Below are 19409 nucleotides of genomic sequence, written 5' to 3'. Positions count from 1 at the left end.
ATGCAGGGACAACAACAACAGCAGGCGTACGACCGTGGCATCACGATTTTCTCGCCCGACGGCCGACTCTATCAGGTCGAGTACGCTCGTGAGGCGGTCAAACGAGGCACGGCGAGTATCGGTGTCCGAACGAACGACGGCGTCGTCCTTGCGGTCGACAAACGAGTTCCCTCCCCGCTGCTTGAGGACTCGAGCGTCGAGAAGATTCACAAGGCTGACGACCACGTCGGCATCGCCAGCGCAGGCCACGTGGCCGACGCCCGCCAGCTGATCGACTTCGCGCGCCGCCAGACGCAGGTCAACCAGCTGCGCTACGGCGAGCCTATCGGCGTCGAGACGCTGACCAAGGAAGTCACCGACCACATCCAGCAGTACACCCAGGTCGGCGGTGCCCGACCGTTCGGCGTCGCGCTGATCGTCGGCGGCATCGACAACGGCGAGCCGCGCCTGTTCGAGACTGACCCCTCGGGGACGCCCTACGAGTGGAAGGCTCTGGCCGTCGGCTCCGACCGCGGCGAACTCCAGACGTACCTCGAGGAGAACTACGACGACGAGGCCGACCTTGACGGCGGCATTCAGCTCGCACTCGACGCGCTCGCGTCAGTCAACGACGGTTCCCTGCTCCCCAGCGAAGTGGGGCTGGCGACCATCGACGTCGAAACCGAGTCCTTCGAACAGTTCGACCAGGATCGAATTGCAGACCACCTCGAGGAGAACGACCTCCTCGATACGGGCGAGGACGAGGACGCAGACGACGAACCTGCCGAGTAATCGAGACGCCAATTGCGGTTTCCGACGCCGTTTTCTGCAGTCACTGCTCGAGGAGCGTCCCGCTCGAGATTTGTAACCGACGAAGGGTTCGATCAGGGTTCGATTGCATCGAGACGGCGACCGCGCTGACCCGACACGGCCTGGTACGTTTTGACCGCGATTACTGGATCAGTTCGGGAAACACTCTTTTCATTGGCGGGGGAACCGTCAGGTATGATTTCGCTTGACGAGGCAGTGACGGCGCGACTCGAGTCACACGGGGCGCGCTTCGAAGTGTTAGTCGATCCGGACGCGGCGCTCGAAATCAAACGCGACGAGTTTGAGGGAGATCTCGAAGACGTGATCGCCGCAGAGGACGTCTTCGAGGACGCCTCCCGCGGCGACCGGCCGGCTGAGGCCGACCTCGAGAAGGTCTTCGATACCACGGAGTCACTCGAGATCATCCCCGAGGTCATCAAGCAAGGGGAGATCCAGATCACGGCCGATCAGCGCCGTGAGATGCAAGAACAGAAGCGCAAGCAGTTGATCGACACGATCACGCGCAACGCGGTCAACCCGCAGATGGACAACGCGCCCCATCCGCCCGAACGGATCGAGAACGCCTTAGAGGAGGCCGGCTTTACCATCGATCCGATGGAGCCGGTTCAGGAGCAGGTCGACGACGCTCTCGACGCACTGCGTCCGATCATCCCGATCCGGTTCGAGGAGGTTACTGTCGCCGTGCAGGTGCCAGCCGACCACGCGGGTAGCGCACAGGCGAAGATCCGTCAGTTCGGCGATCTCGAGAGCGAGGAGTGGCAGGGTGACGGCTCGTGGATCGGCGTGTTGACGTTCCCGGCCGGACTGCAAAACGAGTTCTACGACACCGTCAACGAACATACCAGCGGCCAAGCCGAGACGGAGATCGTCAAGGACAAGGACGATCTGCGAACGCGATAGGGACGGCGCGAGCCGAATTCGCGTTCGACGCCGCGTTATCCGCGCCGAAAGCCGACCAGAAAGCCGCCGGTAAAGCCCGCACCGATCGAGAGCGTCGAGATCATGGACTGAACCCAGTGAATGTCCGCCGCGTCTCCCGCACGCTCCTGTGTTTTCAGAATGCCGGCCGAGAGCCGGCTCCAGTCGACGATGATAATTCCTTGAGATTCGAGGTAGCGAAAGGCCATTAGCTGGACGCCGACGATGATCGCGAGGAGTTTCGCGATCTTCTTCGCGGCGAATCCGATGACGCCGCCGATGACCGCGCCACCCCCGAACTCGAGACCGAGCGCCGTCGGATCGAGATCTAGCATTATGCACCTCAATTCGAGTCGGTTCCTATGACTGTTATGGTCGGCTCCGTTCGGTTGGCCGGTGCGACCGGATCGATAGCCGATTGCCTGCCACCGCGACGACCGAGCAGCCGTTAATGGACTCCGCGATCTCGAGAGCTGATCAACGAGCGAATCGGATGCTTGCAGCGGGCACGGGATTCAAGACGGTTCGCCGCGTACGGACGGGTATGACTCACGTGCGTCCAACGGAGGTGTGCGACCGGCATCGTTAGCGTCTCCGGGTCCACGCGGCAGTGCCCGCACCGTCGACGCGGCCGGCGCGTGCGAGCGACGGATCGCAGGAGCGTCGAGCCACGGCGCTCGAGTGAGCACGACCGACCACGCCCGGCAGACACACAGCCACCCGTATGAATACGATCATCGTCAAACGCGTCGATTCCGGCACGGCCGACACGAGCGAGATTCGCGACTTGGCCCGCGCGGCGGGGTATACCGTCGTCGGCGAGGTCACGCAGTCCCGACGGGCTGATCCGGCCCTCCAGATCGGTGAAGGGAAAGCCGAGGAGTTGGCCGAACTGGCCGCCGAGACTGACGCGACGACCGTCATCTTCGACAATCGGCTCGGCCCCTATCAGACGTACAACCTCGGGCAGCTCCTACCGGAGGGCGTCGAGGTCATCGACCGGTTCACGCTGATACTCGAGATCTTCGGCCAGCGCGCCCAGACACGGAAGGCACAGCTCCAAGTCGAACTGGCCGAACTCCGATACGAACTGCCCCGTGCCGAGGCGAAGACGAGCCTCGCCAAGCGCGATGAACACCCCGGCTTCATGGGCCTCGGTGAGTACGACGAGAGCCGCGAACGGGACATTAAGGCCCAGATCAGCCGGATCAAGGACGAACTCGAGCGGATCGAGCAGACCGAACAGCAACGCCGAGAGCGCCGTCGCGATTCCGGGTTCGATCTGGTCGCGCTCGCGGGCTACACCAACGCGGGCAAGTCGACCCTGCTGCGCCAGCTCGCGACCGATCTCGAGGTCGAGGAAAACGAGGAGCTCCATCCCGATCTGGACCCGACGGCCGAATCCCAGGACAAGCTGTTCACGACGCTGGGGACGACAACTCGCCGCGCGGCGATCGACCGCCGGGACGTGCTGGTGACCGACACCGTCGGATTTATCAGCGATCTGCCCCACTGGCTGGTCGAGTCGTTCAAGTCGACACTGGACTCGGTCTACCGGGCGGACCTAGTCTTGCTCGTCGTCGACGTCAGCGAGCCGATCGACGAGATCCACGAGAAGCTGGTCACCTCCCACGATACCCTCTACGAGCGCAACGAGGCCCCGATCGTGACCGTGCTGAACAAGATCGATCAGGTGAGCGACGAGGAACTCGCGGAAAAGCGCGAGGCGCTCTCATCGCTTGCGCCGAACCCGGCCACCGTCAGCGCCAAGGAGGGGCTCAACGTCGAGAGCCTGCTCGAGCGGATCGACCGCGAACTGCCCGATTGGCAAGAAGAGCGCCTCATATTGCCGATGACCGACGACACGATGAGCGTCGTCTCGTGGATCCACGACAACGCGAACGTCGACGACGTCACCTACGGTGACGAGGACGTCATCGTCTCCTTCGAGGCCCGACCTGCGGTAATCTCGCAGGCGCGATCGCGTGCGAGCGAGTTGCGGACGACGGCGGCGGAATCGGCGTCGTAACGATATCAGTCGCCGATTCGCGCTCTTCGAGACACAACACAGCGGTACTATCCGTCTCTCTCGGTGAGCGTGACCGCTATCACGACCCTCACTTATAAATCAATACCTCGAGTCTGAGACGTTATGGAACGTGTTGCAATCATCGGAGCTTCCATGACCCAATTCGGGCAACGGGAGGGGGAGTGGATCCAGGATCTGCTCGCAGAGGCCGGCATCGAGTGTCTCGAGGACGCGGGTGTCGAGGCCGACGCGGTCGAGCACCTGTACGTCTCGAACATGGCCAGCGGCGAGTTCGAGGGGCAGACGGGCGTCCCAAACGCCTTGGCCCACGATCTCGACGCGATGCCGGCGTACACGCAGCGCGTCGATCAGACGAGTTCCAGTGGCGGTGCGGGGATCTTCGCCGCTTGGCAGTCGGTCGCCAGCGGGGCCAGCGATATGACGCTGCTCGTCGGTGGCGAGAAGATGACGCACAAGACGACCGGGGAGGCCACCGACGTCATCGCGTCGCTGACCCACCCAGTCGAGTACAAGACGGGCGTCACCCTACCGTCGTTCGCCGGCCTCACCGCGCGTCACTATCTCGAGCGGTTCGACGCGCCCCGCGAGAGTCTCGGGAAGGTCGCCGTCAAGAACCACAAGAACGGTGTCGACAATCCTCACGCCCAGTTCCAAAAGGAGGTCGACCTCGAGACAGTCCTCGAGTCGCCGATCGTGGCCGACCCGTTGCGGCTGTACGACTTCTGTCCGATCACGGACGGTTCGGCCGCACTCATGCTCTGTCCGGAGTCAGTCGCTGAAGAATATGCCGACGACTACGTCGTCATCTCGGGGATCGATGGGGCCACCGACACTCACGTCGTCCACGAGCGCGAGGACCCGACCGTGATGGGCGGTGTCGTCGAGAGCGGGAAGGGGGCCTACGAGATGAGCGGACTCGGGCCCGAGGATATCGACGTGGCCGAACTCCACGACATGTTCACGATCCTCGAGTTCCTGCAGATGGAGGGGCTGGGCTTCGCCGAGCAGGGCGAAGCCTGGAAACTCGTCGAGGACGGCGACACGGAGCGCGACGGCGAGTTACCGATCAATACCTCGGGCGGACTCAAGTCGAAGGGACACCCGCTGGGCGCCAGCGGCGTGGCCCAGGGCGTCGAGATCTACGAACAACTCGTCGGCGAGGCCGGCCCACGACAGGTCGATGCGGACGTGGGGCTGTGCTGTAACGTCGGCGGCTTCGGCAACTGCGTGATTACGACCATCATGGAGGCTGCACAATGACTATGGAAGCGACGCGCTACGACGACGGCTCGATCACCTACCCCGGTCATCCGCGCGGTCCGGGCGGTTCGGAGCCGGTTGAGACGATCGATCTCAGCGAGTACACGGCAGACGTCGTGACCTGGACGACCAGTACCGCGACGCCGCCGGGCGTTCGCGAGCCCAATCATCTCGCAATCATCGAATTCGATGTCGATGGCGAGTCGGTCCGTGCGATCGGCCAGTTGACCACCGGCGATGTCGAGACGGGCGACGAGGTTCGGCCGGTCTCCGTCGACGAACTCCGCGAACCCGGTGCGGGCATTAGAGAACCGGAGAGTCAGGCGTGGGATGGCTACCGGTTCGAGCCGGTGTAAGCCGTCGACGATGGGCTGAGTTCGGGTTCCTCGAGTCCGAGGATACAGGGCCGCTAACCGGTGGGGAAACCGGTTTCAAGCCATCGCCGACTGCCGTGCGCTCTCCTCTGATTGTCGCCGAAAGCCGTTCGTGCCAATTACCGAGATACACAGTGAGGAGAGCTGTCGTTCGGTGTGCCAAATTCATTGAGTGGGTTTCGACCGTAGTTTTAACCCACCATTCGTGGTCAGCAACCGGCAGAGGACTCACCATACATGGAACGTGTTGCGATCATCGGCGCTTCGATGACTCAGTTCGGGCAACGGGAGGGAGAGTGGATTCAGGACCTCCTCGCGGAGGCCGGAACCGAGTGTCTCGAGGACGCGGATGTCGACGCGAGCGAGGTTGAGCACCTGTACGTCTCGAACATGACAAGCGGCGAGTTCGAAGGACAGACGGGCGTAATGAACGCGCTGGTACACGATATCGGGGCTATCCCGGCGTACACCCAGCGCGTCGACCAGACGAGTGCAAGCGGCGGTGCGGGAATCTACGCTGCCTGGCAGTCGATCAAAAGCGGGGCCAGCGACATGACGCTGCTCGTCGGCGGCGAGAAAATGACCCACCGATCGACACCCGAGACGACCGACATCATCGCCTCGGTGACACACCCGGTCGAGTACAAAGCCGGCGTCACGCTCCCGTCATTCGCCGGCCTCACCGCGCGCCACTACCTCGAGCGCTTCGATGCACCGCGCGAGAGCCTCGGGAAGGTCGCGGTCAAGAATCACAAGAACGGCGTCGACAACCCGCATGCGCAGTTCCAGCGGGAAGTCGACCTCGATACGATCCTCGAGTCGCCGATCGTCGCGGACCCGCTGCGGCTGTATGACTTCTGTCCGATCACGGATGGGTCGGCGGCACTCATGCTCTGTCCGGAATCCGTCGCACAGGAGTATACCGACGACTACGCCGTCGTCACGGGCGTCGACGGCGCGACGGACACGCAGGTCGTCCACGAACGCGAGGACCCGACCGTGATGGACGGTGTCGTCGAGAGCGGGAAGGGGGCCTACGAGATGAGCGGACTCGGGCCCGAGGACATCGATGTGGCTGAACTCCACGACATGTTCACGATCCTTGAGTTTCTGCAGATGGAGGGACTGGGCTTCGCCGAGCAGGGCGAGGCCTGGAAACTCGTCGAGGAGGGGTATACCGAGCGAGATACCGGCGAGTTGCCGACCAACACCTCAGGCGGGCTCAAATCGAAGGGACATCCGCTCGGTGCGAGCGGCGTGGCACAGGGCGTCGAGATCTACGAACAACTCGTGGGCGAAGCCGGCCCGCGACAGGTCGATGCGGATGCGGGCCTGTGCTGTAACGTCGGCGGCTTCGGTAACTGCGTGATCACGACCATCATGGAGGCCGCACGATGACCATGGAAGCGACGCGCTACGACGACGGCTCGATTAGCTACCCCGGTCACCCGCGCGGGCCGGGTGGATCGGAACCGGTCGAGACAATCGATCTCAGCAAGTACACCGCCGAAATCGTGACCTGGACGACCAGTACCGCGACGCCGCCCGGCGTCCGCGAACCGAACCACCTCGCGATCGTCGAGTTTGACGTGAGCGAGGCCCAGAGGGCCTTGGAGGGGCAGACGGAGTCCGACGGTGAAAGGGAACCAGTCCGCGCGATCGGCCAGCTGACCACTGGTGACGTCGAAACCGGTGACGAAGTTCGGCCGGTCTCCGTCGACGAACTCCGTGAACCCGGTGCAGGCATCAGAGAGCCCGAGAGTCAAGAGTGGGACGGCTACCGGCTCGAGCCGGTCTGAGCCGTTTCGACGGGACGACGCGCCCGTCAAGCGGGTTCAGGTTTCGTCGCTACCGTGTTCCGTGCCATCAGCCCCAGCACCGTCATCGGAGTCGTCCCCGTCCGATCTGTCGGCGTCGCCCTCACTCGAATCGCCGCCATCGTCGTCCTCGTCGTCGACGTACTGGTCTCGCAGCGTCTCGAGTTCGGCGTCGACGTCGACGGCGGAGTCGCGGTTGCCCTCATCGTCAGCGCGATCCGTCTCCGTCTCGGCGTCAGTCACTGGACCGTCCTCGATATCGATTGTCACACCGCTTTCGGACGCCGTTCGATCGGGTTCGGAGTCGGTCGTCTCGATTCGTGACTCCCGTTGGGCGGCGTCCCGAAGGCGACTGTCGACGTCGTCGCGGAGTTCTCGAGCCTCCGCGAGGAGGTCGCGGGCCTCCTCGTCAGCGGGGAGTCCGCCCTCAGAGGCGGCTCGCTGGAGTTCCGAGAGCACGCTATCGAGTTGGGAGAGCGTCGTGCGTCGGAGTTCGTTCGCCCGCTCGCTCGTCGCCTCGGTGGCCGCCTCCGTTCGGTCCCGAGCCTCTTGCCCGGTTCGAACGACTTTCAGGCTCCGCTGGAACGCTTCGAGCGTGCGGACGCTGGTCTCGAGGACGGTCAGGACGGCGGGAAGGGCGACCTCATCAGTGAATCGCAGAAGTTCGCGCGGCGTCGGCGGGCGCAGCGGTGGCCGGCGGCGCGAGCGCGGGCCCTCGAGTTCGTCTCGGAGCGCGTCGATCGTCCGCGTGAGTTCGCGAACCGCGTCGGCGAGTTCGTCGTCGGGGTCGACCATATGCCACCTACGGGGGCCGGTGTAAAAAACCGGCCGATCAGTGTGGTCAATCGGATGGAAATCACCAGCCGCGGACGCTTTTCGGTGTCAAAATCAGCCACAATTTTATCTCGATACCGTTTGACTGATCGAATGGAATGGAAGATGAGCGAGGGGGAGCCGTGCCAGACCGTGCGACGTTCGCGCGGACGCTCGGAGCGCTCAAGCGGGAGGGAAGCAACATCTTACTGGTCGGTGCGGCGGCGAGTACACACGAGACGGTCTGCCAGCAATTGCTCGGTGCAGCACAACGGGACTCTCGGTACCGACTGTTCGTCACGAACGCAGATGACCACGTTACGTGCCAACGAATAACGAACGGCGAGACTGATCGAATCCATACGATCGATTATTCGAAATCGGCACTCGAGACGGGTCCGGAATCGGCCGGCGAAAGCGGCCAGCCGTCGCTGGGAACGCTCGGAATAGAAATCATCGAGACGATCGACGAATTCGACGACGTCGCCGACGGGTTCGATCCGTCGGAGCTTCGCGTCTGCGTCGATTCGCTCGTGCCGTTGCTCCGAGAGTACGACACGGAAACGGTGTTCCGACTGCTACATATGACGACCTCGCGGGTCGATCAGGCACAAGGCATGGGCCACTATCACTTGCCGTTCGCGCCGGACCACGACGCCGTCAATCTCCTCGAGCCGATGTTCGATGCGGTCGTTACGGTTCGCTCTCGAGACGGGATCGACGAACAGCAGTGGTACCTCCGCAAGGAGGATGCGACCACTGACTGGCTCGAGTTGTAATCAGAACCGGCCGAGAACTGGACGCCACTCTACGACTGATCCAAGCGTTTTTACCTACCCCGTGCCCTGCAACTGGTGTGCGAATCGAGAACAGTTTCATCCCCGTCCGCGGCGTCGGGGAGACGACCGAACGACGACTCTGGGAGAACGGCGTTACCCACTGGGACGAGTTCGACGGCAGCGTCGTCGGCTCGACCCTGACCGATCGGATCGAGACGTTCATTGACGAGGGGCGGACTCACTTAGAACGCGGTGACGTCTCCGTCTTCGCGGAGGCGCTGCCGGCGTCGAGTCGCTGGCGGTGTTACGAGAACGTCAGCGACGAAACGTGCTTTCTGGACATCGAAACGACCGGACTCGACGCGTCGTGTAACGACGTGACGACCGTCAGCCTCCATCGGGGCGGCGAGACGAAGACCTTCGTCAAGGACCGCGATCTCACGACCGACCGCCTCGAGCGGGAACTCGACGACTCGGCGCTGCTGGTCACGTTCAACGGCCAGCGCTTCGACGTGCCCTTCCTCGAGACGTGTTTCGACGTCGACATCGACGTACCTCACGTCGACCTCATGTATCCCTGCAAGAAGCTAGGACTGGACGGCGGGCTGAAAGCGATCGAGAAGGATCTCGGGATCGACCGAGACATGCCTGACATCAGCGGCCGCGACGCTGTCCGACTTTGGCACGAGTACGAAGGCGGCGACGAGCGCTCCCTCGAGACGCTCGTCGAGTACAACCGGGCTGACACCCGCAACATGGAGCCACTGATTGAGATCGTCGCAGATCGCCTCCACGAGACTGTCTTTGAGGCGGCGATGGCCGGCGACTGACCGGGCCCGGCTGTTCCGTTGCGTAACGCGGCGACAGGAGACGAGTAATCAGCTATACGGCGGCAACAACTGTACACGACGTATGGCCGATTACAGCTACGAGACCACCGTCGACGTCCGACTCCGGGATATCGATTTCATGGGGCACGTCAACAATGCGACCTACGCCACGTACCTCGAGCAGGCCCGCGAGGCCTACTTTCGAGACGTGCTCGACGTCTCGTTGACCGAGACGAATACCGTTCTCGTGAGCCTCGAACTCGAGTACGCGAGCCCGATCGAGGCCGACGATGCCGTCACCGTTGCGCTCCGCGTCCCGGAACTCGGCGACTCGAGCCTGCCGATGGAGTACGAAATCCGCGCGAACGGTGAGCGAGCGGCGATGGCACGCACCGTTCAGGTTCTCGCCGATCCGGACTCTGACGGCTCACAACCGCTTCCGTCCGAGTGGCGGAGACGGATCGAGCGACGGAAGTAGCCGGTCACCGGCGACCAATCTCACTCGAGCGACCGCTCGGGATCGGATACCTCGACATCGCCGTCGCTCATGACGGTGACCTGATACCCACAGAAGGGAAATTCGATGCGGCCAGTCGGTCGCGTATGACCGTTCTCTCGAGTCGCAAAGAGCGCATCGAGGGCTTCGGGATTGATAACATCGTAGAGCGCCTCATATTCGGGGGCTCGAGGTCTACGGGATCGATGTCTTCCTGCTCGGCGACGGCGGCAATAACGTTGAAACTGAGAGATTGCCCGGCTGTCGCGTCCGACCGATCGACTGAGAGTAGCATTGGGCGGACTCTTTCTTCGATCAGGTATAAATCCTCTGGCCCCAAGCCGAGGTTGGACACCAGATCCGGGCATAAATCAGCATATCTGAACATCGTTGTTCTAATTTGCCATTAGATAGTTACTAATTTTATTTCATTCATACTTTCTAAAATTCTTCAGGAAGTGATAGTCACCGGACAATCACTGATTATCGACTGATCCGCCGTGGAATTCACGAAAACTGCGGAGCGTTCTGCGAACGGCGTCACATGTTCGGGAAGAGCTACTGGACGACCCGGGCCGTAGCCGAAATTACAATGAATCCCTTTTCGAGCGGGCGATCAACGGATGGGGCCGACGGCGAGGGCAGCTTCGACGACCCGGGGACATTCGTCTCCGACCACGTCCCGGAGCCGGGGGACTTCCTCGAGGGCCATGACGTCCTCGAGGGCGAGGACCACGTTGCCTTCCACGACATCACTCGCGAACTGTTCGAGGAGCGGGGCGTCTACGACGCTACCTTCGGCTACAACCTGGCGCGGCTCAACCTCGACAGACGACATCCCGAAGCGGGCTACCGGTACACAGTCGACACTGACGACCCGACCGCTCAGTCCGAGCGGAGTTCAGCCCCACGACGAAGTTCTGTCCGCAGGCTGATGGCTCGTCAAGGGCTCGTTCCGCGCCTGGAACGGCCCCAGTCCGAGTCGCTCAACGAGACGTTGGAGCCCCTCGAATTGCAGTACCGCGAGTTAGGCGACGTACCAACCGATTTAGACGGACAGGGGTCGAGTACTGGTCTGACTGACCGAGGACAGGGGGAGGACGATTCGGCGGTCCGGTCACCCTTCTAACCGGCGATAGCGAGGGGCCGGGCCGCATCCGGCCCTTGCGATGGACGGGGCGACGCTTACGTCGCTTATTCTGGTCGATGACGTACGCCGGTTTCGTGCTATCGTCGATGGATATCGAGACGAGACGGACGTCGCAACGCGAAACTGACGGTGAGTAGCGCCGTGTGAGCGATCCGCTGGAGTCGTGCTCCCTCTCCTCGTCGATCGCTGAAGGGCGCTACCGGTGGCGAAAAGCGATGTGTCCTGTCAGCTCGAGGACTCCAGCGACGGACCGGCAGATCACGCAGTCGCGGCGCGGGTCATCGGACCCGCAGTCAGCGATCGACTAACCGGAGTTCGAACTATGGCAGACGACGAATCAAACCCCGACGGACGAGACGACGAACGGCCGGACACGACCGATGGCGGATCGGAGCGATCCGGTGATAGAGATGATGAATCGAAACGCGATGAGACGATGACCGACGACTCGGAGCACCGGGAGATGACGAACGGCGGCTCCGACGGCGAAGCGCAATCGGAATCCGAATCGAGTCGGACCGGCAGCAGCGACGATCACGACGGCGCTGTCGACGAGAACAGCAAACAGGAGCAACTCGACGACGTCCGCGAAAACCCGGACGGGCAGGAGCTGACGACCGATCACGGCGTCGCGATCAGTGACACCGACAACTCGCTAAAAGCGACCGAGCGTGGTCCGACCCTGATGGAGGACTTCCACTTCCGGGAGAAGATGACCCAGTTCGATCACGAGTCGATCCCGGAACGGGTCGTCCACGCTCGGGGACGGGCGCACACGGTTACTTCCAACCCTACGAAGATCCCGACCTCGAGGAGTACGACGATATCTCGGAGCTGACGAAAGCGAAGGTGCTGACCGATTCCGACCAGAAGATGCCGGTCTTCACCCGGTTCTCGACGGTCGTCGGCTCGAGGGGATCGGCCGACACGGTCCGAGACGTTCGCGGGTTCGCGACCAAGTTCTACACCGAGGAGGGGAACTGGGACCTCGTCGGGAACAACATCCCTGTCTTCTTCATTCAGGACGCGATGGAGTTCCCCGACTTGGTTCACGCGATCAAGCCGGAGCCCGACGACGGGACGCCCCAGGCCTCATCGGCCCACGACACGTTCTGGGACTTCGCCTCCCTGAAGCCCGAGATCACGCACATGGTCATGTGGCTTCTCTCGGATCGCGCGTTACCCCGCGCCTATCGGATGATGCAGGGCTTCGGCGTCCACACCTTCCGCCTGGTCAACGAGGCAGGCGATTCGAAGTTCGTCAAGTTCCACTGGACGCCGACGCTCGACACGAGTCAGCTGGTGTGGGACGAGACCCAGAAGATCGCCGGGAAGAACCCCGACTTCAATCGGACGGGCCTCTACGACGTCATCGAGGCGGGGTACGAGCCTGAGTGGGAGCTGGGCGTCCAGATCTTCGACAAGGAGGACGCCGCCGAGTTCGACTTCGACGTGCTCGATCCGACGAAGATCGTCCCCGAGACGGAGGTCCCAGTTCAGCCGATCGGGAAGATGGTACTCAACGAGACGCCGGACAACTTCTTCGCGGAGGTCGAGCAGGTCGCGTTCCACCCCGGCAACGTCGTTCCCGGCATCGACTTCTCGAACGACCCGCTGTTGCAGGGACGGCTGTTCTCCTACCAGGACACCCAGCTCAACCGTTTCGGCAGCGCCAACTGGGACGAGATCCCGATCAATCGGCCGGTCGCCGAGCGCCACAACAACCAGCGGGCCGGCTTCATGCGCCAGGAGATCAACGAGGGCAAGGCCTCGTACAAACCGAACTCGATTGGCGGTGACGACCCACAGGAGGTCTCTGAAGCGGAAGGCGGCTACGAGCACTTCGCGGAAAAGATCGACGGGAAGAAGATCCGGAACCGCAGCGAAAGCTTCCAGACTCACTTCGATCAGGCGCGGCTGTTCTGGAACAGCATGACCGAACCCGAGAAAGGGAACATCGTCGACGCTGCTCGCTTCGAACTCGGGAAGGTCGACCGGATGGAGATCCGCGAGCGGATTGTCTACGACCTCTTCAACAACGTCGACCACGAGTTCGCCAAACGGGTTGCGGAGGGCATCGACGTCGACCCGCCGGAGGAGCCCGGCGACGAGATGCCGACCCACGACGCCGAGGACCCGCGACTGAGTATGAACGAACGCCGCGACGCCGACTCCATCGAGACCCGCAAGATCGCCGTTCTCGTCGACGACGGCTACGACGGCGAGGCCCTCGAGGCCATCACAGACACGCTCCGGGATGAGGGCGCTCGTGTGAATATCGTCTCGAAGACACTCGGCGACAAGGAATCCGAGAGCGGCGACTCGGTCGCGGCCGACGAGAGTCACGCGACCGCCGAGTCGGTGCTGTTCGACGCCGTCTTCGTCCCCGGGGGCGAGGACAGCGCCGACGCGCTCCTCGAGCAGGGCGACGCCAAGCACTTCGTCGCGGAGACGTTCAAACACAAGAAACCAATCGCCGCCCTCGACGAGGGGACCGAACTACTCGAGACGGTCGAACTACCGGACGTGGAGATTGCCGACGACGGCGAAACGGTCTCATCGGACGGCGTGGTGACGGGGCAGGGCGACGACCTCGAGGAGTTCGCCGAGGCGTTCGTCGACGCGATCGCCGAGCACCGTCACTGGGAGCGGAGTCCGAAGGAAGTGCCCGCCTAAGCGGGACAGCCGTTTCTTCGAGCGCGTGAGAGCGGCCGAATCGGCGCTACTCCGCTCGCGCCTCGAGCCAGCGGACCGCGGGGGTGGCGGTGATCCCGTGGACGACGATGGAGATGAGGACGACGGCCCCGACGACGGCCCACAGGACGTCGGCATCGGGGAACGCGGCCTCGTTCAACCCGTGTGCGAGGTAGTAAAACGAGCCGATCCCTCGCACACCGAAGAACGCGATCGTCGCCCGCTCGGCAGGATCGCGGTCGAACCCGAGGAACCCGATCAACCCGGCAAGCGGGCGGACGAGGAACACGATTGCGACCGCCGCGACGATCGCCTCGAGCGTGAGCGGCTCGAGAAGGCCGCCGACGATTGCGCCGCCGAAGAAGAGCATAATGAGTGCCATCATCACCTGCTCGGCGAACTCGCTGACCTCGTGGAGCGATCGGTTGTAGTCGTGGGATCGCTCGTAGTGGCGAACCATCAGCGCGGCGACGAAGACCGCGATGAAGCCGTAGCCGCCTGCGAGCTCGGTCGCGCCGTAGACCAGTAGCGTGCCGGCGATCGCCTCGAGCCCCTGGACCGACTCCGCAACGGGAGTGTCGGGTTCCGTCGCGAAGACGAGGCGAGCGGTCAGATAGCCGAGGACGACGCCAACGATCACGCCGACGACGATTCGGTAGCCGACGTCGACGAGGAGCCACTCGCCGAGCCAGTTACCGGGTGCGATCCCGACGAGGGCGATCGCGATCGCCAGATTCGTAAACGGGAACGCGAGCCCGTCGTTCAGTCCCGCCTCGGAGGTGAGCGCGAATCGAACCTCGTCTTCCTTTCCGGCCGCCTCCTCGAGGGCTTCCTCTTCGCTTCCCATGCCCGGCCCGCCGACCTGGACTTCCGACGCCAGTACGGGGTCGGTCGGGGCGATACAGGCCCCCAACAGGACCGCGGTCGGAATCACGAGACCGAGCCACCGGCCCAGCAGCGCCGCGCCGGCGATCGACAGCGGCATCGTGATCGCGAGCAACCGCCAAGTCGACGCCCACGCGCGCAGCCCGGGGACGCGGTCGATCTTCAACCCGACGCCCATCAGGGCGACGATGACACCCAGTTCCGCGAGGTGCTCCGTCGTCGTCCCCTGCTCGAGGGGTCCGGCGCGGGGAGCCCGATCGGCAGTCCGAAGACGAGCATGCCGAAGGCGACGAAGAAGATCGGCAGCGAGATCGCGCGGTCGGAGACGAACCGCGGGAGGACGGCGACGCCGAACAGTCCGATACCGATCACGACCAAGCCGACGTTGTACAGCTCGAGGACCATCTGGGCGGTGCTCCCTACGAGAAACCGGTCCTTGATCCCCATGCCGGCGTTTGCAGAACGAACCCATTTGCGGCGAGGTGACGTTGGCCACGGATATGAATCGGAACGCGCCGGGGAGCGGGAGCGAGCGGCCGACGCGACGGCGGTTCCTGCAGGCAGGGGCGGTCGCCGCGACGATCGGACTCGCCGGCTGTATCGAGGAAATGGGAACGGAGTTCCCCCAGAACACGGAGTGGCCGGTCTCGTCATACGTCCCCGACCTCCCCGTTGAGGAGCGAAGCGCGATCTTCGAGGAGCGGGTTCCGGAACTCGCGGCTGCCGATGTCACCGACCCCGAGGGGCTCGTGTCGACGCTCGAGGAGTATGATATGGCCGTCGAGTCGGTCGAACGCAAACGGGATGTGCTGACCCTCGAATACGTCAACACCGATCGATACGATGAGGGAAACGTTCACGACGTCGCCCTGATCGCGGGCGGCTACGCATCGCTGATCGACACGGGCTACGATGCCGTCGCACTGGGTGCGACGATTCTCGACGACGCGCCCGCGTCGTACGGGTCAGCGACAGTCGAGACGGTACACACGGAGGACTACAACGCAGGCGCGCTGACGGCCGCCGAGTACGGCGAACTGGTCGTCTCGACGATCGAATCACAGCGGTACGAACCGGGGGTCGACGTTTCGCCAGAGGAATAGACTCGAACCGTTCTCTCCGACGATCGTTTCGTCTCGGTTACCGATCGGGCGACGCGTCCACATCAGGTTCTCTACCCCTGCTGCAGGGGAGTCCTCGCCCGACTCGAGCGCGCATCGGAGACCGCTCGACCGTCGTGTTCGCCAGTAACCGGGCGACGACGACCGCGAACGCGGCGAGTCCGACGCGACGTGGTCGGCGAACCTCGAGGGCCTCGAATACGCCGCGGATCGGGCTCTGATCGTGGAGCAGTCGAAAGAGGCGATCGAAGAGACGGCCGCCGGCTACCACGTTAACCTCGTCACCCACGGCGAGCACGGCCACCCCGAGACGTATCTCTGGGACGAGATCGAGGCGGGCGTTCGATGATATTCGGCTCAAGTACGCCGATCAGTGCGGCTGTGGCGGGCACGTGACTCGCATCCATGTGGGCGACGACTGAGCCCGGCGACCGCACGCACCGAGCGAATCGGGGGACAGCGCTCGATTCCTTGCACTCGTCAGGCTGAGGGCTATTTGTTCCCGGTCGGTAGCACTGACGATGAGTTCCCGAACGCAGACGTTCGACGAGCCGGTCACCTGCCGCGTGTGTGGGACGGAGAACGAACACAGCTACACCTACTGCCGTCACTGTCTCGGACAGCTTCCCGCGAGACCCGACTCCCGTCGCTGAGCGAATCGCTCCGGTCGAAAACCGACGCTGATCGAGTCATCCGCTCGAGACCGCCGGAGATCCTTGGTCAGTTCACAGCACCGCCGGCGACCGGTCTCCCGGTTTCTCGCCGCGCACCTCGTCGTCGCTGAGGTAACACCGCGGGTCCGGAGCGAACAGGTCGCCCGTCGTGGCGAGCGCCCGCAGCCGTGAGGCACCGCGACAGATCGACCGATACTGGCAGTCCGCGCACTTGCCGCTCAGGTGCTCCTCGCGGTTCCGGAGCGCCGCGAGCAGCGGGTTCGACTCGTCGTCCCAGATCTCGCCAAAGGGGCGGTCGCGGACGTTGCCGAGACTGTACCCCTGCCAGAACTGCGTCGGATGGACGTTGGCCTGATAATCCACGTCGGCGATCCGCTCTGTCCGTTCATTCCCGAGGGGTACGACGGACCGCTCCCCTGGGGCGGCACCGACGACGAGACGCGCAGCGTCTCGACCGGTGACTGAGAGACGGGCAGGTGGCGCTTGTGGCTGCAAATCGAGAGAAGTGAGTCAGTGTGACGGATGGCTCGGTGAAGCCGCCGGATCGGCACACCGATCGTCTCGACCAGCTGTGACCGAGTGCACGCGACACTCGAGTCAGGGATGGATGGTGGACCGGCGGGAAGCATGCCAGACGCCGACATCCCGTCGATCACCGCAGGGTCTCGGATCGGTGACGCGTGCATCTATTCGATGCGCGAGCACCTCCTTCGAAACTCCGGCGAACACGTTCGCGGACGGCCGTGTCCGCTCCTAACCGTGCGACCCGGAGTTACTCGAGGACGACTAACGTGTTGCCCATATCGACGCTCTCGCCTTCCTCGACGGCGATCTGCGTGACGGTGCCGCCCCGCGAGGCGACGATGTCGTTTTCCATCTTCATCGCTTCGAGGACGACCAGCACGTCGCCGGCCGCGACCTCATCGCCCTCCTCGACCTCGATGTCGAGGATCGTCCCCTGCATCTCGGCGTCGACGGTCTCTCCGTCGCCCTCGAGTTCGGCACCACCGTCGCTACTCGAGCCGCCCGCTGGCTCCGGCCGGCTTGCCTGACCGCTGCCGGCTTCGACATCCCCGGTCGGGATGGCTGGTGCGCCGCGTTCCTCGAGTTCGACCTCGAAGCGCTTGCCGTTGACTTCGACGGTGAACTCGCGCTCGACGGCCTCGTCCTCGTCGTCGCTCGCGCCGCCGTCGCCGGTGTCGCCGCCCCACTGTTCCTGGGCCTCCTCGATACGGCTCTCGTCTAACTCTTCGTCGAGATACTTCGTCGTGTGCGTGCTCTGGACGAACTCCTCGTCGGTGAGCATCAGCCGGTGGAACGGGATGATCGTCGGGATGCCCGCGATCTCGTACTCCCGGAGGGCCCGCAGCGAGCGCTCGATACACTCGTCGCGGTCCTCGCCCCAGACGATCAGCTTCGCGATCATCGAGTCGTAGTCAGTGACGAGGTCGTCTCCCTGACGCAGGGCGTCGTCGAGTCGGACGCCGATCCCGCCCGGCGGGTCGTACGTTTCTAGCTGTCCGCCGGTCGCGGGCGCAAAGTCGTTTGCGGCGTTCTCGGCGTTGATGCGGAATTCCATCGCGTGACCGTCGATATCGACATCGTCCTGTTCGAAGTCGACTTCCTCGCCGGCGGCCACTTTGATCTGGCGCTTGACGATGTCGTAGCCCGTGATCTCCTCGGTGACGGTGTGCTCGACCTGAATGCGGGTGTTGACCTCGAGGAAGAAGAAGTTCGCGTCGGGGCCGAGCAGTTCGCCCGCCTCGCGGTCCTCCTCCTCGACGAGGAACTCGACGGTCCCGGCGTTGGTGTACTCCGCGGCGGCGACGCCGCGACGAGCAGCCTCGCCGATCTTCTCGCGAAGTTCGTCCGTCAGGGCCGCGGAGGGTCCCTCCTCGATAACTTTCTGGTGGCGGCGCTGGAGCGAGCAGTCGCGCTCGCCCAGATGGCGAACGTTGCCGTGTTCGTCGGCCAGAATCTGGACCTCGATGTGACGGGGCTGTTCGAGGTAGCGCTCGAGGTAGACCGAGTCGTTATCGAAGTAGGCCTCGCCCTCGCGTTTGGCGCTCTCGAGTTGGTCTTCGACCTCGCTCTCGTCCCAGACGACCTTCATCCCGCGGCCGCCGCCGCCACCCTCCGCCTTGATCGCGATCGGGTAGCCGTGCGTCTCGCCGAATTCTTTGACCTCCTCGGGCTCGGTGACCGGGTCAGTGGTCCCGGGGACGATCGGCACGTCGGCCTCGCTCATGATCTTCCGAGCCTTGGTCTTCTCACCGAGGGACTCCATCGCGTCACTGGACGGGCCGATCCAGGTGATGCCCTCGACGTCCTCGACCTTGCCCGCGAACTCGGCGTTCTCCGCGAGGAAGCCGTAGCCGGGATGGATGGCGTCAGCGTCGGCCTTCCGTGCGGCCTCGATGACGCCCTCGTGATCGAGATAGGAGTCGGCCGCACGCGCCGGCCCCACGTTGTACGCTTCGTCGGCGTAGCGGACGTGTCCCGAGTCCTTGTCTGCCTCGGAGTAGACTGCAACGGTTCCGATGTTCAACTCCTCACACGCTCGCATGACGCGAACGGCGATCTCCCCGCGGTTCGCCACGAGAACCTTCCTGAACATTCCTGTGGGAACCGTCGTGAGGGCCCTACCTTACTTTTTCGCAACCGGTTCGACAACATGACAGGTATCGTCAGTTGACGAACCCGGGTACCGTCGATTACTATCGGCGTCAGTTGCTCCC

15 protein-coding genes and 6 pseudogenes are annotated in these 19409 nt (G+C 63.6%); 15 read left to right on the top strand and 6 right to left on the bottom strand.

Features of this window, described 5'->3' with window-relative positions:
• Entirely contained in the window at window positions 1-771 is a 771-nt protein-coding gene (gene psmA, locus K6I40_RS12200; RefSeq protein ID WP_222919254.1) for an archaeal proteasome endopeptidase complex subunit alpha, read from the top strand.
• A gap of 213 nt (window positions 772-984) precedes the next feature.
• Entirely contained in the window at window positions 985-1710 is a 726-nt protein-coding gene (locus tag K6I40_RS12195) for a ribosome assembly factor SBDS (protein WP_222919252.1), read from the top strand.
• A gap of 35 nt (window positions 1711-1745) precedes the next feature.
• Here the strand turns inward: K6I40_RS12195 and K6I40_RS12190 are convergent, their stop codons facing one another.
• Window positions 1746-2063 carry an FUN14 domain-containing protein gene (locus tag K6I40_RS12190; protein WP_222919250.1) on the bottom strand — a complete coding sequence of 106 codons (318 nt, stop codon included), beginning with the start codon at window positions 2061-2063 and terminating at the stop codon, window positions 1746-1748.
• 389 nt (window positions 2064-2452) lie between these two features.
• Here K6I40_RS12190 and hflX point away from each other — a divergent pair, with 389 nt between their 5' ends.
• The 5 genes from hflX (at window position 2453) to K6I40_RS12165 (ending at window position 7211) form a co-directional block, all read left to right on the top strand.
• Window positions 2453-3757: a GTPase HflX gene (hflX, locus tag K6I40_RS12185; protein ID WP_222919248.1), complete on the top strand. Its 1305-nt coding sequence runs from the start codon at window positions 2453-2455 to the stop codon at window positions 3755-3757.
• Between the two features lie 123 nt (window positions 3758-3880).
• Window positions 3881-5038 carry a thiolase family protein gene (locus tag K6I40_RS12180; RefSeq protein WP_222919243.1) on the top strand — a complete coding sequence of 386 codons (1158 nt, stop codon included), beginning with the start codon at window positions 3881-3883 and terminating at the stop codon, window positions 5036-5038.
• Window positions 5035-5394 carry a nucleic acid-binding protein gene (locus tag K6I40_RS12175; RefSeq protein WP_222919241.1) on the top strand — a complete coding sequence of 120 codons (360 nt, stop codon included), beginning with the start codon at window positions 5035-5037 and terminating at the stop codon, window positions 5392-5394. The genes K6I40_RS12180 and K6I40_RS12175 overlap by 4 nt, the downstream gene beginning before the upstream one ends.
• Before the next feature lie 255 nt (window positions 5395-5649).
• On the top strand, window positions 5650-6810 hold the full coding sequence (locus K6I40_RS12170) for a thiolase family protein (RefSeq protein ID WP_222919240.1): 1161 nt from the start codon (window positions 5650-5652) through the stop codon (window positions 6808-6810).
• Entirely contained in the window at window positions 6807-7211 is a 405-nt protein-coding gene (locus tag K6I40_RS12165; RefSeq protein WP_222919238.1) for a nucleic acid-binding protein, read from the top strand. The genes K6I40_RS12170 and K6I40_RS12165 overlap by 4 nt, the downstream gene beginning before the upstream one ends.
• Before the next feature lie 36 nt (window positions 7212-7247).
• Here the strand turns inward: K6I40_RS12165 and K6I40_RS12160 are convergent, their stop codons facing one another.
• Window positions 7248-8024, bottom strand: coding sequence for a hypothetical protein (locus K6I40_RS12160; protein WP_222919237.1), 777 nt, complete (start codon window positions 8022-8024; stop codon window positions 7248-7250).
• Window positions 8025-8161: 137 nt separating this feature from the next.
• Between K6I40_RS12160 and K6I40_RS12155 the strand changes: the two genes are divergently transcribed.
• From K6I40_RS12155 to K6I40_RS12145, 3 genes are all read left to right on the top strand, one after another.
• Complete coding sequence (locus K6I40_RS12155; RefSeq protein WP_222919236.1) at window positions 8162-8821, top strand: hypothetical protein; 660 nt, start codon at window positions 8162-8164, stop codon at window positions 8819-8821.
• Between the two features lie 77 nt (window positions 8822-8898).
• Window positions 8899-9651: a ribonuclease H-like domain-containing protein gene (locus K6I40_RS12150; protein ID WP_222919235.1), complete on the top strand. Its 753-nt coding sequence runs from the start codon at window positions 8899-8901 to the stop codon at window positions 9649-9651.
• 82 nt (window positions 9652-9733) lie between these two features.
• Window positions 9734-10129: a thioesterase family protein gene (locus K6I40_RS12145; protein ID WP_222919234.1), complete on the top strand. Its 396-nt coding sequence runs from the start codon at window positions 9734-9736 to the stop codon at window positions 10127-10129.
• A gap of 20 nt (window positions 10130-10149) precedes the next feature.
• On the opposite strand, the pseudogene K6I40_RS12140 reads toward K6I40_RS12145, so the two are convergent.
• A pseudogene (locus K6I40_RS12140) lies at window positions 10150-10442 on the bottom strand (HalOD1 output domain-containing protein).
• A 249-nt stretch (window positions 10443-10691) separates the two neighbouring features.
• Here K6I40_RS12140 and K6I40_RS12135 point away from each other — a divergent pair.
• A pseudogene (locus tag K6I40_RS12135) lies at window positions 10692-11276 on the top strand (hypothetical protein).
• Window positions 11277-11619: 343 nt separating this feature from the next.
• A pseudogene (locus tag K6I40_RS12130) lies at window positions 11620-13973 on the top strand (catalase).
• A 46-nt stretch (window positions 13974-14019) separates the two neighbouring features.
• Here K6I40_RS12130 and K6I40_RS12125 read toward each other — a convergent pair.
• Window positions 14020-15281, bottom strand: a pseudogene (locus K6I40_RS12125) (cation:proton antiporter).
• 95 nt (window positions 15282-15376) lie between these two features.
• On the opposite strand from K6I40_RS12125, the gene K6I40_RS12120 reads away from it, so the two are divergent.
• The 3 genes and pseudogenes from K6I40_RS12120 to K6I40_RS28405 all read left to right on the top strand — a co-directional run bounded on the left by K6I40_RS12120 (window position 15377) and on the right by K6I40_RS28405 (window position 16650).
• Complete coding sequence (locus K6I40_RS12120; RefSeq protein ID WP_222919233.1) at window positions 15377-15979, top strand: hypothetical protein; 603 nt, start codon at window positions 15377-15379, stop codon at window positions 15977-15979.
• Between the two features lie 169 nt (window positions 15980-16148).
• Window positions 16149-16419: pseudogene (locus tag K6I40_RS12115) on the top strand (CGCGG family rSAM-modified RiPP protein); the annotation flags it as partial.
• Between the two features lie 99 nt (window positions 16420-16518).
• A complete protein-coding gene (locus tag K6I40_RS28405; RefSeq protein ID WP_255681992.1) occupies window positions 16519-16650 on the top strand; it encodes a hypothetical protein in 132 nt (43 codons plus the stop codon).
• 67 nt (window positions 16651-16717) lie between these two features.
• On the opposite strand, the pseudogene K6I40_RS12110 reads toward K6I40_RS28405, so the two are convergent.
• A pseudogene (locus K6I40_RS12110) lies at window positions 16718-17049 on the bottom strand (SPASM domain-containing protein); the annotation flags it as partial.
• 394 nt (window positions 17050-17443) lie between these two features.
• Window positions 17444-19288, bottom strand: a complete 1845-nt coding sequence (locus K6I40_RS12105) for an acetyl-CoA carboxylase biotin carboxylase subunit (protein ID WP_222919232.1) — start codon at window positions 19286-19288, stop codon at window positions 17444-17446.
• Between the last annotated feature and the right edge of the window lie 121 nt (window positions 19289-19409).

The sequence above is a fragment of the Natrinema sp. SYSU A 869 genome, from assembly GCF_019879105.1.
Taxonomy (GTDB): domain Archaea; phylum Halobacteriota; class Halobacteria; order Halobacteriales; family Natrialbaceae; genus Natrinema.
This window is presented reverse-complemented; position numbering and strand designations above follow the sequence as displayed.

Bases quoted from the DNA above. Each gene is read 5' to 3' on its own strand.
- psmA (WP_222919254.1), top strand. From the start codon at position 1: ATGCAGGGACAACAACAACAGCAGGCGTACGACCGTGGCATCACGATT.
- K6I40_RS12195 (WP_222919252.1), top strand. From the start codon at position 985: ATGATTTCGCTTGACGAGGCAGTGACGGCGCGACTCGAGTCACACGGG.
- K6I40_RS12190 (WP_222919250.1), bottom strand. From the start codon at position 2,063: ATGCTAGATCTCGATCCGACGGCGCTCGGTCTCGAGTTCGGGGGTGGC.
- hflX (WP_222919248.1), top strand. From the start codon at position 2,453: ATGAATACGATCATCGTCAAACGCGTCGATTCCGGCACGGCCGACACG.
- K6I40_RS12180 (WP_222919243.1), top strand. From the start codon at position 3,881: ATGGAACGTGTTGCAATCATCGGAGCTTCCATGACCCAATTCGGGCAA.
- K6I40_RS12175 (WP_222919241.1), top strand. From the start codon at position 5,035: ATGACTATGGAAGCGACGCGCTACGACGACGGCTCGATCACCTACCCC.
- K6I40_RS12170 (WP_222919240.1), top strand. From the start codon at position 5,650: ATGGAACGTGTTGCGATCATCGGCGCTTCGATGACTCAGTTCGGGCAA.
- K6I40_RS12165 (WP_222919238.1), top strand. From the start codon at position 6,807: ATGACCATGGAAGCGACGCGCTACGACGACGGCTCGATTAGCTACCCC.
- K6I40_RS12160 (WP_222919237.1), bottom strand. From the start codon at position 8,024: ATGGTCGACCCCGACGACGAACTCGCCGACGCGGTTCGCGAACTCACG.
- K6I40_RS12155 (WP_222919236.1), top strand. From the start codon at position 8,162: ATGGAAGATGAGCGAGGGGGAGCCGTGCCAGACCGTGCGACGTTCGCG.
- K6I40_RS12145 (WP_222919234.1), top strand. From the start codon at position 9,734: ATGGCCGATTACAGCTACGAGACCACCGTCGACGTCCGACTCCGGGAT.
- K6I40_RS12120 (WP_222919233.1), top strand. From the start codon at position 15,377: ATGAATCGGAACGCGCCGGGGAGCGGGAGCGAGCGGCCGACGCGACGG.
- K6I40_RS28405 (WP_255681992.1), top strand. From the start codon at position 16,519: ATGAGTTCCCGAACGCAGACGTTCGACGAGCCGGTCACCTGCCGCGTG.
- K6I40_RS12105 (WP_222919232.1), bottom strand. From the start codon at position 19,288: ATGTTCAGGAAGGTTCTCGTGGCGAACCGCGGGGAGATCGCCGTTCGC.